12 protein-coding genes are annotated in these 13,771 nt (G+C 45.0%); 9 read left to right on the top strand and 3 right to left on the bottom strand.

Features of this window, described 5'->3' with window-relative positions; translation table 11 throughout:
• Window positions 1-125 precede the first annotated feature (125 nt).
• On the bottom strand, window positions 126-1,169 hold the full coding sequence (locus tag VR7878_RS11945; protein ID WP_077336319.1) for a CARDB domain-containing protein: 1,044 nt from the start codon (window positions 1,167-1,169) through the stop codon (window positions 126-128).
• A 404-nt stretch (window positions 1,170-1,573) separates the two neighbouring features.
• On the opposite strand from VR7878_RS11945, the gene VR7878_RS11955 reads away from it, so the two are divergent.
• The 9 genes from VR7878_RS11955 to VR7878_RS11995 all read left to right on the top strand — a co-directional run bounded on the left by VR7878_RS11955 (window position 1,574) and on the right by VR7878_RS11995 (window position 11,882).
• Window positions 1,574-2,557 carry a glycoside hydrolase family 5 protein gene (locus tag VR7878_RS11955; protein WP_077336321.1) on the top strand — a complete coding sequence of 328 codons (984 nt, stop codon included), beginning with the start codon at window positions 1,574-1,576 and terminating at the stop codon, window positions 2,555-2,557.
• A 567-nt stretch (window positions 2,558-3,124) separates the two neighbouring features.
• Entirely contained in the window at window positions 3,125-5,092 is a 1,968-nt protein-coding gene (locus VR7878_RS11960) for a glycoside hydrolase family 44 protein (RefSeq protein WP_077336322.1), read from the top strand.
• A gap of 256 nt (window positions 5,093-5,348) precedes the next feature.
• The gene (locus VR7878_RS11965) at window positions 5,349-5,708 is read left to right on the top strand and encodes a hypothetical protein (RefSeq protein ID WP_077336323.1); all 360 of its coding nucleotides are present in this window, start codon (window positions 5,349-5,351) and stop codon (window positions 5,706-5,708) included.
• Between the two features lie 390 nt (window positions 5,709-6,098).
• A complete protein-coding gene (locus VR7878_RS11970; RefSeq protein ID WP_077336324.1) occupies window positions 6,099-6,419 on the top strand; it encodes a DUF5992 family protein in 321 nt (106 codons plus the stop codon).
• A 118-nt stretch (window positions 6,420-6,537) separates the two neighbouring features.
• Window positions 6,538-7,698 carry a 5-methyltetrahydropteroyltriglutamate--homocysteine S-methyltransferase gene (locus tag VR7878_RS11975; RefSeq protein ID WP_077336325.1) on the top strand — a complete coding sequence of 387 codons (1,161 nt, stop codon included), beginning with the start codon at window positions 6,538-6,540 and terminating at the stop codon, window positions 7,696-7,698.
• A 155-nt stretch (window positions 7,699-7,853) separates the two neighbouring features.
• On the top strand, window positions 7,854-8,432 hold the full coding sequence (locus tag VR7878_RS11980; protein WP_077336327.1) for an aminodeoxychorismate/anthranilate synthase component II: 579 nt from the start codon (window positions 7,854-7,856) through the stop codon (window positions 8,430-8,432).
• 262 nt (window positions 8,433-8,694) lie between these two features.
• Window positions 8,695-9,906, top strand: a complete 1,212-nt coding sequence (locus VR7878_RS11985; RefSeq protein WP_077336328.1) for an aspartate aminotransferase family protein — start codon at window positions 8,695-8,697, stop codon at window positions 9,904-9,906.
• Window positions 9,907-10,000: 94 nt separating this feature from the next.
• Entirely contained in the window at window positions 10,001-11,023 is a 1,023-nt protein-coding gene (astA, locus tag VR7878_RS11990; RefSeq protein WP_077336329.1) for an arginine N-succinyltransferase, read from the top strand.
• A 64-nt stretch (window positions 11,024-11,087) separates the two neighbouring features.
• Window positions 11,088-11,882, top strand: a complete 795-nt coding sequence (locus VR7878_RS11995) for a DUF1338 domain-containing protein (RefSeq protein ID WP_077336423.1) — start codon at window positions 11,088-11,090, stop codon at window positions 11,880-11,882.
• Window positions 11,883-11,975: 93 nt separating this feature from the next.
• Here VR7878_RS11995 and crp read toward each other — a convergent pair whose 3' ends face one another.
• Together crp and VR7878_RS12005 are read right to left on the bottom strand one after the other, a co-directional pair.
• A complete protein-coding gene (gene crp / locus VR7878_RS12000) occupies window positions 11,976-12,608 on the bottom strand; it encodes a cAMP-activated global transcriptional regulator CRP (protein WP_038179153.1) in 633 nt (210 codons plus the stop codon).
• A gap of 283 nt (window positions 12,609-12,891) precedes the next feature.
• A complete protein-coding gene (locus VR7878_RS12005; protein WP_059119750.1) occupies window positions 12,892-13,761 on the bottom strand; it encodes a phosphoribulokinase in 870 nt (289 codons plus the stop codon).
• Window positions 13,762-13,771: the final 10 nt, after the last annotated feature.

Below are 13,771 nucleotides of genomic sequence, written 5' to 3' on the forward strand. Positions count from 1 at the left end.
TTTCATCAAATGTAATCGGATGATTTAGGAATAGCGGCATTTCGTGTCGTTATATCCCCAATAATTGAACAACAAACGCCAGTCTCAGACTGGCGTTTGTTTTGGACAACGACTAAATGCGCCGGTTATTCTTGATGTTCTGGTAAAGCAACGGCATCAAGTTGGTTGATAGCGTTGAACAGATCGTCTTGGTTTGTTTCTTTTGACTTGAGCACTTGCATACCGGGAGTGACCGGTAATTGTGGGTCAACGAAGTTTTGGTTATCTTCGTCGGTTCTGCTCAAATAGGTCATTGATCCACTGGTGTTGGCTGACTGCTCATTTTCTGGTGCAATACTTTGTCCGCCGACAGCACTGTCAATTATGGTCAGTTTACCCATCGCGACGTTGTTATTTTCATTGGTTTCAGCAACAACATCATTTCTGTCAACGACTAACACCAAGTAATAAGTGCCCGCTGTCAAGCCTGAAGGAATCGGAACAGTGATAGTGTGTCTTGAGCCATATGGCAAGAGAACCGATGTTTCTCCGTAGAAATAGATAAGTTGCTTATTTGCATTGGCCAAATATACTGCGAGCGTTGGTGCTGTACCGCTTTTTTGTGCGCAATTGGCTGATGATACCTCGGCATTAATCACAACCTGACCACCCGCAGTCACTTGGTTCGGAGAAAAACTACCGGAAGAGACCAGCCAGTCCGGTGCGCCTTCTCCTCCGATCTTGACGGTATTGAAACTCAGTGCACTCGAAATACTGTAACTCGCCTTCACCTGAAATTCATAGGGGGTACATGAATTGGCTAATACGGTTTTGTTTTGTGTACTTAACACCATATCCAAATTGACTCGGTATGTTTGTTTTGAGTTACTTGGGACGCAGCGCATTGTACCGCCTAAGCCGCTACTGCCACATGAAATATCAGCAAAATCACGGCCGATATCAATGCCTGTTTTTCCTCCATCCTGTGTCAGTGCAAAATTAACGGTTCTACCAGTATTAAAAATCTCAGACCCAAACATACGGTAATCCACTTCAAGTACTTTTTGATTGGGGTATGGGAGCTCCGTGTTAACGATATCGACGTTGCCCGGATAAATCGAGGCGAGAGCAACTTGACTACAAAGCGCTGTGGTTGTGACTAGGCCAACGACTATTTTTTCTAGTTTCATACTTAGTTCCTATATGTTCATGATTATTCCGTCAGTGAGGTATGACGCGACTCTTGTAAAAAATGAAACAAGGTGCATATTTATTTTTTGCCATTATGAAACTAATTTTTTATGAGTCAATGCCATGTATTCTTTTTTCTCAACACTGTGATCAATGGAAAACAATCACCGAAAGAATCGGTGTGGCGATGTATTTCAGGCGAAGCCTCTTAACCAGAAAAAGAAATCACCAAGCGGAAAATAAGCCACACGATTTCACTGCCAGACACTGAATGGCTGAATGTCCACTCAATGTCACTACTGGTCAACTTGAATTTATATGAAATTACAACCATATTTTTACGGTTTAAATCTACAGTTGGTATCACCATCACGGTGCTTTCATCGTCGGTAAGGATAGGAATATGAAATTGATAAAAATATTGGTCGTCATGTTGAGTTGTATGTACGCTTTATCTGCCCAAGCCGGGTTTTATATCGCCAATGGTGTGCTATATGAAGGCAATGGGCATCCTTTTAAAATGCGCGGCATCAACCATGCCCACACTTGGTATGTTGATCGGCTGAATCATGCTTTAGACGGGATTGCCGCGACGGGGGCAAACACGGTTCGGGTGGTTTTGAGTAATGGTCAACGCTGGAATAAAAATAGTCCTGCCGATGTGGCGAATGTGATTCGGCAAGCCAAAGCAAGACACTTGATCACGGTGCTTGAAGTCCATGATACGACCGGGTTTGGTGAAGAGTGGCAGGCGGCAAGTTTAGATTCAGCTGCGGATTATTGGCTCGAACTCAAAGATCAACTTATTGGGCAGGAGGATTATGTCATCATTAATCTGGGCAACGAGCCGATGGGAAATGGCGTAAATGCCAATGTATGGATCAATGACCATATCCATGCTATTCAGCGCTTAAGAAACGCGGGATTGACTCATACTCTGATGGTTGATGCGCCAAACTGGGGACAAGACTGGCAACAGATTATGCTGAATCGTGCGCAGTCAGTATTTGAGGCTGACCCGCTGCGCAATACCATTTTTAGTGTCCACATGTATCAGGTCTATGGGGACTATCCGGCTGTGAATAATTACATCACTGCATTTCTCAACAAAGGTCTGGCATTGGTTGTCGGTGAGTTCGGTGCGAGTCATCAGGGTGCAGATGTTGCTGAAGATGCGATTATGGAGCGGGCCGAAACGTTGAATATCGGCTATATCGGCTGGTCATGGTCAGGCAATAATCAAGATGTTGCGGATCTGGATATTGTCAATCATTGGGATAACAACTCATATAGTGAATGGGGTAAGATCCTGATTGATGACATCAATGGTATCCGAGCAACCTCGACGCCGGCCACAATATTCACTTGTGGGGTCTCTTGTCAGTAACTTTTTATGCGTGTTTATCCTTTCAATCATCAATCGGACGGAGATAATGTTATCTCTGTCCAGACTTGCACCTGACCAATGTAACTCGTTATTTATCACTTAGATGAAGATAAATTGGAAGTAACCATACAGATTGAGAATAATTACAGGATTCAATATATCCCAGCCCGATTATAAGCAATTTGTTGTACTACTATGCTAATTGTTCCACTTTGTCTCAGCGGTCTGAATTTCTACGCGTGACATGGCAAACCACTGTTTTCATCGTGAAAGAAGAAAACGGTGCGTATGTGTTTTTGCGTCCGCATAACAATTTCCAGACGAGAAGAGAGACAGATTAGGGAGAGTATGAATGTTGGCGGATAAAACTCTTTCGTGATTAATCCTGAATCTTCATCAATGCCATGCCCGAATATGAAGATGTTTGACGAGCTGGTTTGGTACGTTTTTGCCACTGTCGGTATACCTGATGTTTGATGAACTTTTTGTTTGTAGAGCTTTGCTCTGATCGAGTTTTGTTGCGACAGCATCACTTATAGCAAAAGTAGCAAAGGAGAATATCTTGTGATGAATGTATCAAGTCATCGACACGGACTGGCCAGACCTAAAGTTCTATCTGTACTGATTTTTGCCGCATTAGCCAGCAGCGCAGTATCTGCTCAGGTGAGTATTGATTATTCAATTTCACCTGACGAACAAAATCATAAAATCAGTGATTTAATTTATGGGACCAATCATAGAATGAACATGACTGGTCATGAGAATTTTGGTTTCTATCGTCTCGGTGGTAACCGGACAACCGGATATAACTGGGAGAATAACTACTCCAATGCGGGATCAGATTGGCAGCATTCCAGTGATACCTACATGGTACCGGATGGTGTAGATGAAACCATTCCGGGGATTACGCTGACCGATTTTGTTGATAATGATGCGATTCCCGGCGCGAAAACAATGCTGACTGTGCCGTTAGCCGGCTACGTTGCCGCAGATAAAAACGGTACGGTACAGGAAGGGGAAACAGCGCCATCATCTCGTTGGATTCCGGCGATAGCGAAAAAGAATGCACCGTTCTCATTAACTCCTGATCTCACCGATAATGCTGTGTATACCGATGAAATGGTCAACTTTTTAGTTGAGCGCTACGGCAAAGCGGCCGACGGTGGCGTCTTTGCTTACTCATTGGATAATGAGCCCAGCTTGTGGTATCACACTCATTCACGAATCCATCCGGACAAACCGGGCGCTAAAGAGCTGGTGGACCGTTCTATTGAAGCAGCTCAGGCTGTCAAAGGCGTAGACCCGACAGCGGCTATCTTTGGTCCTGCGTTGTATGGTTTTACCGCATTTGTATCATTGACTGATGCCCCGGATTGGTCGAACTATTCAGGTCAGTATCACTGGTTTATTGATTATTATCTGGCACAGATGAAAGCGGCCAGTCAATCATCCGGGATACGATTATTGGATGTACTTGACTTGCACTGGTATTCCGAAGCGAAAGGCGACCAACGTGTTACCGGTGGTAATGCTGATTCCGTGAAAGATAAAAATGCGCGGATGCAGGCTCCCCGGACGTTATGGGATCCTGAATATCAGGAAGACAGCTGGATTGCGCAATGGAATATGGCTGAGCTACCGTTGATTCCGCACATTCAAGATTCAATTGATGCTAATTATCCGGGAACTAAAATTGCTTTCACCGAGTATGGTTACGGCGGTGGCGATGATATTACCGGTGCGATTACTGAGGCTGATGTGCTGGGGATCTTCGGTAAATATGATGTTTATGCCGCAAACAGCTGGATTTTAAATGATGAAGAGAAATATTTAGCCAGTGCCTATCGTCTCTATCGCAACTATGACGGCCAAAATGGAACATTTGGGGATACCAGCGTCACAGCGACGATGAGTGATAAAGAGAACAGCTCTATTTATGCATCGGTTGATTCAGAGACCGGGTTACTCCATGTCATTGTTCTGAATAAGAATATGAATGAGTCAATCAATGGTGTGTTCAATATTGATTCAACCACGATTTATAAGTCAGGCAAGACTTATGTGCTTAATTCTGATTCGGTTGAAATTCAGGATAAAGGAGAGGTTGAGGTCACGAATAACCAGCTCAATTATGATATTCCGGCCTTGTCTGCTTATCATTTTGTCTTTAGTACCTCTGATGCCACTGATCCGACTGACCCAACCGATCCAACTGATCCAACCGACCCGACTGATCCAACCGATCCGACAGACCCTACTGACCCAACGGATCCCGGAACTGGCGGGGTGACGGTGTCCGTCAATATTCCACAGGATGGTAGCCCATCATACTGCTCTGACATTGTGGTCACTAACAATGGTTCTGAAGCAGTTGAATGGCATACGGCTTTTGACGTCGAAGGCAGTGTGTATGCATTATGGAATGCAAACTGGGAACAGGCCGGAAGCAAAGTAACCATTAGTGGTGTTGAATGGAATAAAGTGTTGCAGCCTGGTGCAAGTACCAGCTCGATTGGGTTCTGTGCCAATCGTTAATTGATTGCTTTGAAACGATAGAGTTCGAATTAAAGCTTAAATCCCCTGTGAAATTCATAGGGGATTTTTTATGACTTATAGAAATAGTGATAGTATTATTTATAAATATCTAATTAGCTTGATTTTGAATCAATGCAAAATTAGGGTATGACTCTAAAATAGAGGTTTATTTGTGAATTGGTTAGATGTGGCAGCGCATATCAACCGGTGAGCTGGTTATATCCGAAAAATAATATAAGTATGAATAGGAACAACAATGAAAAAATTGACTTTAAGCAGCATCCTGTTGGGCTCTTTGTTATCTTTTACTGCTTTTGCCGGGACCGGAACAGGAACGATTACCCAAGTGATTGTACACCGGGATAATTCAGGTCATGGTGTGGTTATGTTTACCACACAAGGAAATACAGACAAGGCGCCTTGTAGTACTGTGGCAAATGAGTGGGCCTTTTCTCTGAGTAATGAGCTTGGAAAAGCGATGTATTCCCTAGGGGCTGTTGACCTTTCGTGGTTGAATTTTGTTCAATCTGAACGGGTATTGATCGCGGCGCGGGGCATGCCGCTTAGCTATCCTAAGCAAATGACCCGCAACAAAGAGCAAGACACGTTCAGATGAACCCTCTGGGCAGCATTTGTCGCTCATTTATCCAGCGTTAGGTCATGGTTCATGTAGCTCGCTACACTTCACATGACCTGCCTTGACTAAATGTACGACAAATTGCTGCAAAAACCATCACGAAAGATCAACAGCCCCTAGTGCTTTCAGCACAAGCACAAGCTAAACCAGTAGAAGTGAAAGGAATGCATCAATGCAACGATTGGGGGGACAGAGAAACACCACTTTACGTTGCCGTACATAATTAAACATGGCTGTTATTGAAAAGGGAGAAGCGGTGACTTCTCCCGATGTGTTCATTTTTTCAATGAACAGCGGATATTATTCCCTTGAGGTATGATTACCTTAAGGTAGATCCGTAAATATATGGCTTATTAACTGGGAATTAATATGAGAAAGAAATTATCTGCATTGTTGTTTTTATGTGCTACCAGTGCATTTTCTGTGAATGCAACCGAGACATTAATTACAGGGAAAGTGACAATTGTTGAGGCAACTTACATGCCGGGAAGTGTCACGTTCCAAATGAATGTTGGGACGTCACTCTGCCCAGCAGGAAAATGGCTACAATGGAGTAAAAATGAAGAAAATAATAAAGTGGTTTATTCGACATTGATGACAGCTCTTGTGAGTGGCAAAAAAATAAATTTCTATCTGGTCGATGGTGATAGTGGCTGCCATGGAAAATTTATCCATCTCTTATCCAGCTAGTTCAGTCGTTAAATAAACATGAATTTTTCTCATGCTCAGTTTGAGTAAATCTCTCTTTTCTCATGCGAAGAACCGAGTACGCTATGAATATGATTCAATAGCAACTTGAGAAAATATCATGTCTTTATCTGTCCCCCCATTTCGTGCCGATGTTGTCGGCAGTTACCTTCGACCAAACTATCTTCATGACGCTCGCCGGCAGTTTGCTGCCGGCCAACTGACTCGGCAGCAGCTGACTGATGTTGAAGATCAAGCCATTACTGAACTTGTTGCTCACCAGAAAGCCGCTGGTCTGCAAGTGATCACGGACGGTGAGTTCCGGCGGAGCTGGTGGCATCTTGATTTCATGTGGGGAATCAACGGGGTCGAAAAATCTGAGATTGAGCAAGGGTATCTTTTCGCTCAGGTTGAAACCCGTCCGGAAAGTATCCGTTTGACCGGGAAAATCAGTGGTGAACATCATCCTTTTCTGGCGCATTTTCGTTTTCTGATGCAATTTGCAGAAGAGGGGATTGTGCCGCGTCTGACGATTCCGGCTCCGGCCCAGTTTCTGAAAGAGCTGCAGCGTCCGTGTAACCTGGAACAGACACAAGCCATCTACCCGAATGAAGCTGATTTACTCGATGATATTGTGCAGACTTATCAAACCTTCATTGAAGAATTATATGCATTGGGCTGTCGTAACTTACAGCTCGACGATTGTACGTGGGGGATGTTAACGGATCCTAAAATTGCTGCCAAAGCCTCGACACCGAAGGAAGCCACTTGTGGCTGTGGGGATTCTCATGACTTTGACCATGCTCAAAGTATCGCGTCGCTGACGGAGAAGTTATTGCTGGTGAATAACCGTGCACTGGCTAGTGCGCCAGCCGATCTGATTTTGACAACACATGTCTGTCGCGGCAATTACCGGTCAACTTGGGCGGCATCCGGTGGTTATGCGCCGATTGCGGATGTACTGTTTGCTAAAGAAAATGTTTCCGCATTTTATCTGGAATTTGATACAGACCGCTCCGGTGATTTTTCACCGCTCGCCAAAGTACCGCAAGATAAGCAAGTTGTTCTTGGACTGGTGTCTTCTAAAACGGGTGAATTGGAAAGTAAAGATGAAGTGATTGCTCGTATTCATGAGGCTGCACAATATGTGCCTCTGGAAAATCTTTGTCTGAGCACGCAGTGCGGTTTTGCTTCAACTGAAGAAGGGAATGAACTGACCGATACACAGCAATGGCAGAAAATTGCTTTGGTGAGAGAGGTCGCCGAACAGGTATGGGGATAGCTCAACATGGCATGATATAGTTGCGCTTAAAATAAGTTAAATAAAGAAGTTACCACTCAGTGGTGACTTCTTTATTCATCAGACATTCTTGATTTCTTGCATCTATCCTGCACAATAGCGACCTGATTTCGGCAGTCGTTTGGCGTAGGATCTTCATGTTACTCATCATTGATAATTATGATTCGTTTACTTACAACCTGTATCAGTATTTCTGTGAACTGGGGGCGGAAGTCAACGTTGTCCGTAATGACCAGATTGATATTGCCGGAATTACTTCACTCAAACCTTCCCATCTGGTGATTTCTCCGGGTCCATGTACGCCAAATGAAGCGGGGATCTCTCTCGACGTTGTCAAACATTTCGCCGGTCAGCTTCCTCTGCTCGGGGTTTGTCTCGGTCATCAGGCCATTGCACAGGCTTTTGGAGCAAAGATTGTCCGTGCCAAACAAGTGATGCATGGTAAAGTCTCATCGATTTGTCACACTGGTCAGGGATTATTTCATGGTTTAAATCATCCGTTAACGGTCACTCGTTATCACTCTTTAGTTGTAGAACGACAGAGCCTGCCTGATTGTTTTGAGATCACGGCCTGGACTGAAACGGCCGATGGTGATGTTGATGAGATCATGGGATATCAGCACCGAACTCTGGCCATTGATGCAGTTCAGTTTCATCCGGAATCGATCAAAACCGAGCAAGGACATGCGTTGCTGGCGAATTTCTTACGTCGCTGAGGGCGTATAGCGAGCCATTATTATTGTAACGCTTAAATAAAAAATCATTTTATTTGCATAAATATACATTTAAGATAACTTGTGACAGAATCATCTGACAAGTGTCAGTGTGAATGATATTGTCTAGTAGCAATCGTATTGTCTACTGACATTAAGTGAATCGTATCTTCAACCACCGAAAAACAGTCAAAATGAACCGATCATCTATACTGGTGAGTATTCGGGTGGGTGGTTGAGGTTCACGAGCAAAGAGGGAGTGTGAATGGCTACACAAAATAATGTCGATCGGGCACTGTTTGACGAGGTGATGGTGCCTTGCTACAGCCCGATGGAAGTGATTCCGGTGAAGGGAAAAGGGTCTCGGGTATGGGATCAGGCAGAGAAAGAATACGTTGATTTTGCCGGTGGTATTGCGGTTAGCTGTCTGGGACATTGTCATCCGGCAATGGTAGCGGCATTGACCGATCAAGCGCAGAAGATTTGGCATTTGAGTAATGTCATGACGAATGAGCCGGCACTGCGTTTGGCGAAAAAACTCACGGAGCTGAGTTTTGCTGAGAAAGTTTTTTTCGCCAACTCCGGGGCTGAAGCAAATGAAGCTGCACTGAAATTGGCCCGGCGGTGGGCTGTTGATAATTATGGTCCGGAAAAATCGGAAATTATTGCTTTTCAGCAGGGATTCCATGGGCGGACATTTTTTACCGTGACGGTCGGCGGTCAATCCTCTTACTCTGATGGCTTCGGTCCGAAACCCTCTGATGTCGTTCACCTGCCTTATAATGACTTAGCCGCATTCAAAGCTCAGATTTCCGATCGGACGTGTGCAGTGATGATGGAGCCATTGCAGGGCGAAGGTGGCATTATTAGCCCGACACCGGAATTTATTCAGGCGGTCAGGACGCTGTGTGACGAGCACAATGCATTATTAATTTTTGATGAAGTACAGACGGGGAATGGTCGAACCGGTGATTTTTATGCCTATCAGGGGACAGGCGTTACACCGGACATTCTCAGTACTGCGAAATCGCTGGGGGGCGGGTTCCCGATCGGTGCCATGTTAACCACGACGGCAATCGCCTCTCACTTTAAGGTCGGTGTTCATGGCTCAACGTATGGCGGTAATCCGCTTGCCTGTGCAGTTGCTGAGTCCGTGGTGAATGTCATCTCTCAACCTCAGATACTTGCAGGTGTTAAAGAGAAAGAACAGCTGTTTCGTGATGGGTTAGAACGAATTAATGCCAAATATCCGATATTCAGTGAGATTCGTGGCAAAGGTTTATTGCTCGGCGCGGTGTTGACCGAAGAGTGGCATGGCAGAGCGCGTGATATATTACAGGCCGCCGGTAAAGCTGGCGTGCTTGTTTTGGTTGCCGGGCCGAATGTGGTGCGCTTCACACCGTCACTGGTCATTGAGGACGTCGATATTCAGGAAGGTCTGCTACGACTGGAAAAAGCCATTGCATCATTAACTTAGTTGAAAATTTTAGCTCAGGTTCGCCATGATCCTGAGCTATGCTTATAGTCAGACTGGTTTCATTTCGAACTCAGGGGTTCAGGGAGAGACATCCATGCTTGTGGTTCGTCCCATTGCAATGACTGACTATAATGCGCTCTATCATTGTGCGATAGAATCTGGTTATGGCTTTACATCACTGCCTGTCAATGAGGCGCTGTTATCTCATCGTATTGAACATTCAGAAGCGAGTTTTGCCAAGGCAGATGTTCAGTCACCAACTGATGAGAGTTACCTGATGGTCGGGGTTGATAGCGAAAGCGGCCGGATTGCCGGTACGACTGCAATTGAGGCCTACGTCGGGTGGGATACGCCGTCTTACTCTTATCATATCAGTACCATGCTTCACTCTTCCCGTCGTTTGGGGGTGAACAAAATCGTTAAATTACTGACACTGGGTAATAACTATACCGGGTGTTCAGAGTTATGTACGTTGTTCCTCTTGCCCGAGTTTCGTTCCGGCCTCAACGGACGTCTGATGTCAAAGTGCCGTTTTCTGATGTTGGCGGAACACCGGGAGCGTTTTGCTCAGACCATTATTGCTGAAATGAGGGGGGTCTCAGATGAACAGGGAAACTCTCCGTTCTGGCAGTGGTTGCAGGAACATTTTTTCTCCATCGATTTTTCTCTGGCGGATTATTTGACGGGCTCAGGCCATAAAGGATTTATTGCGGAACTGATGCCCAAATTACCGATTTATATCAATTTGCTCAGTCCTGAAGCCCAAGCTGTGATCGGGAAGGTACATGACAAGACCAAACCTGCTTTAAAATTATTGGAAGAAGAAGGGTTCACCTGTCGTAACTATGTCGATATTTTTGATGCAGGTCCGACGGTTGAATGTGATTTACGCCATATAGAATCGGTCAGGCATTCTGTCTCTGCCACCGTTAAAGTCGCGCAACATCACAGCCAACAAAAAGTCATACTCAGCAATACCTCATTTGAATTTTTCCGGGCGACGGTTGCCGAAGTCGATTTCCGTCCGGAATCTGAGACTGTGATCGTGACGCCTGAAGTGGCTCAGGCTTTGTTGATTCAGTCTGGTGATCGGGTTCGTTTTCTGGTGATTCGTTAATCTCCGAAAGCCGGAAACAGGAATGCGATGACTGCCCAAGATGATTGATAAAGAAGGAGGCGCTATGACGCCGGACTCATTGTTTGCCGCATTATGGCAAGATTATACAACCAGACTCTGTCCATCAGCACATCAGATTCATCAGCTACTACAAGAAGATGAGCCGTTAAGTAATGACCATATTGCGTTGCGGACGTTTAATTTGTCGCCGGTGAACCTTGAAGTGATGGCGAAGCCATTTGTTCGGCTGGGATATGTGTCTAAAGGGCACTATCAGTTTGAACAAAAAAAGTTAGCTGCGCAGCACTTTGAACACCCTGATCCTAAGTTACCCAAAGTCTTTATCAGTGAGTTGGAAGTTGAACGTTGTTCCGGATCTGTGCAAAAGATTGTGAAAAGTTTAGTTTCCCACGTCAAACCTGAAATGGTTGCAGATGCCGATTTTCTTTATGGTGGCCGCTTATGGCCGGTTTCACTCGAGCAGTATTATCTGTTAGCTGAAGAAAGTGAGTATGCCGCCTGGGTCGCTGCTCATGGCTATGGCGCAAACCACTTTACAGTGAGTGTCAACCAGTTGGCCCGATTTAATCAGGTTGCAGAGATCAACGCTTATCTGGACGAACATGGCTTTGTGATCAATTCATCTGGTGGTGAAGTGAAGGGATCACCTGAGTTATTTTTGGAGCAATCATCGACCATGGCTGATCGGGTCGTGGTTGAATTTGATGAAGCAGAGTTGTTGGTACCCGGTGGTTTTTATGAATTTGCCAAACGTTATCCGATGGCCAATGGCAAGTTGTATCCCGGATTTGTCGAAGCTTCTGCGGACAAAATTTTTGAAAGTACCAATGATCAGTAAAATGCCAATGATCAGTGATGTTTCATGCTCAAGCGTAGTCAATAAAAGAGCCATCGCGAAGATGGCTCTTTTGTCGATTCAGGCAGGAAGAAATTATCTTGTACCGTAAACGACGATTGTTTTTCCGTGGGCAGAAATAAGGTTCTGCTCTTCGAGCATTTTCAAAATGCGGCCAACGGTTTCGCGCGAACAGCCGACAATCTGGCCGATCTCCTGACGGGTAATCTTGATTTGCATTCCGTCCGGATGCGTCATTGCATCGGGTTGTTTTGCCAGATTCAACAGCGTCTGTGCAATTCGACCAGTAACATCCAGAAAAGCCAGATCACCGACTTTCTGGCTGGTGACTTGAAGGCGACTTGCCATCTGTCCTGCCAGACGCATCAAAATGTCTGGATTGACCTGAATTAACTGACGGAACTTTTTGAAGGAAATTTCTGCAACTTCGCAGGGAGATTTCGCTCTGACCCAAGCTGTTCGTTCCTGACCTTCTTCGAATAAACCAAGTTCACCGATGAAGTCACCCTGATTGAGGTAAGAAAGGATCATTTCTTTCCCTTCTTCATCCTTGATCAGAACAGCAACAGATCCCTTCACGATGTAATAAAGCGTTTCCGCTTTTTCGCCTGCATGAATCAGCGTACTCTTTGAAGGGTATTTATGTATGTGACAATGTGAAAGAAACCACTCTAATGTTGGATCGGTTTGAGGTTTACCTAGAACCATAATATCTCTCTTCCTCTGCAGGGTAGCTTGCTGCTTTCCATGTTTTCGCGAAGCTTTTGAACTGAACATGTTCAAACTGAACATGTCTCGGAACTAAACACTTAGCATAAAAGCACTTGAGAAAGCCTGCAAGTTGTCTTCTGTTTCGGTATCAAATAGTATCCTTTTTCTTACACAATTTCTTGACTTTAATCGTGTCATGACCGTGATTTTGTACGCAAAAACGTGCGCATGGTCACGGTATCGGAACTAAAAGAGCTCGATTCGTGTCACTGATGGGGGATTAACCAATTTTTCCTGTTTCTATCAACTGCTGAAGAATCGGACGGACAATCAACTCCATGGCAAAACTCATTTTCCCACCGGGGACGACAATGGTGTTATGACATGACATAAACGAGCCGTCAATCATTGCCAATAGGTAAGGGAAATCGACTTTTTTGATACCGAGTAAACGGATGACGACAAAGCTTTCATCCAAACTTGGAATCCCTTTTGCACTCAGTGGATTGGATGTATCTACTGTCGGAACTCGCTGAAAGTTAATATGTGTCCGAGAAAATTGCGGCGTAATGTAATTTAAGTAATCATCCATGGAGCGAACGATCGAATCCATTACGGCTTCTCTGGAATGTCCTCTGTCCCGGGTGTCCCGGACATATTTCTGGATCCACTCCAGATTAACAATCGGCACCATCCCAATAAGAAAATCAACATGCTGGGACACATTGGTTTCACCATCAACGACACCACCGTGGAGCCCTTCATAAAAAAGCACGTTGGTATCATTAGGGAGATCCTGCCACGGCGTGAAGGTTCCCGGCATTTGGTTATAGGGAACCGCTTCATCAAATGTATGCAGATAACGGCGAATTTTCCCTGTGCCGGTACGGCCATATTCCCGGAAAAATTCTTCCAAAGCGGAAAAATCATTCGCTTGTGGGCCAAAATAACTGATATGACGGCCCTGTTCTCTGGCCTTACGGATTTCGACATCCATCTCCGGTCTGGTGAAACGGTGGAAACTGTCCCCTTCAACCCAAGCCGGCTTAATCCGCATCATATTAAACATTTTGCGAAACGCTTCGGAAGTCGTTGTTGTTCCGGCGCCTGAAGAGCCGGTTACTGCGATAATCGGATGTTTTGCTGACATGACATACCTT

It is taken from the genome of Vibrio ruber DSM 16370 (assembly GCF_900163965.1).
Taxonomy (GTDB): Bacteria; Pseudomonadota; Gammaproteobacteria; order Enterobacterales; family Vibrionaceae; genus Vibrio; species Vibrio ruber.

Bases quoted from the DNA above. Each gene is read 5' to 3' on its own strand.
- VR7878_RS11945 (WP_077336319.1), bottom strand. From the start codon at position 1,169: ATGAAACTAGAAAAAATAGTCGTTGGCCTAGTCACAACCACAGCGCTT.
- VR7878_RS11955 (WP_077336321.1), top strand. From the start codon at position 1,574: ATGAAATTGATAAAAATATTGGTCGTCATGTTGAGTTGTATGTACGCT.
- VR7878_RS11960 (WP_077336322.1), top strand. From the start codon at position 3,125: ATGAATGTATCAAGTCATCGACACGGACTGGCCAGACCTAAAGTTCTA.
- VR7878_RS11965 (WP_077336323.1), top strand. From the start codon at position 5,349: ATGAAAAAATTGACTTTAAGCAGCATCCTGTTGGGCTCTTTGTTATCT.
- VR7878_RS11970 (WP_077336324.1), top strand. From the start codon at position 6,099: ATGAGAAAGAAATTATCTGCATTGTTGTTTTTATGTGCTACCAGTGCA.
- VR7878_RS11975 (WP_077336325.1), top strand. From the start codon at position 6,538: ATGTCTTTATCTGTCCCCCCATTTCGTGCCGATGTTGTCGGCAGTTAC.
- VR7878_RS11980 (WP_077336327.1), top strand. From the start codon at position 7,854: ATGTTACTCATCATTGATAATTATGATTCGTTTACTTACAACCTGTAT.
- VR7878_RS11985 (WP_077336328.1), top strand. From the start codon at position 8,695: ATGGCTACACAAAATAATGTCGATCGGGCACTGTTTGACGAGGTGATG.
- astA (WP_077336329.1), top strand. From the start codon at position 10,001: ATGCTTGTGGTTCGTCCCATTGCAATGACTGACTATAATGCGCTCTAT.
- VR7878_RS11995 (WP_077336423.1), top strand. From the start codon at position 11,088: ATGACGCCGGACTCATTGTTTGCCGCATTATGGCAAGATTATACAACC.
- crp (WP_038179153.1), bottom strand. From the start codon at position 12,608: ATGGTTCTAGGTAAACCTCAAACCGATCCAACATTAGAGTGGTTTCTT.
- VR7878_RS12005 (WP_059119750.1), bottom strand. From the start codon at position 13,761: ATGTCAGCAAAACATCCGATTATCGCAGTAACCGGCTCTTCAGGCGCC.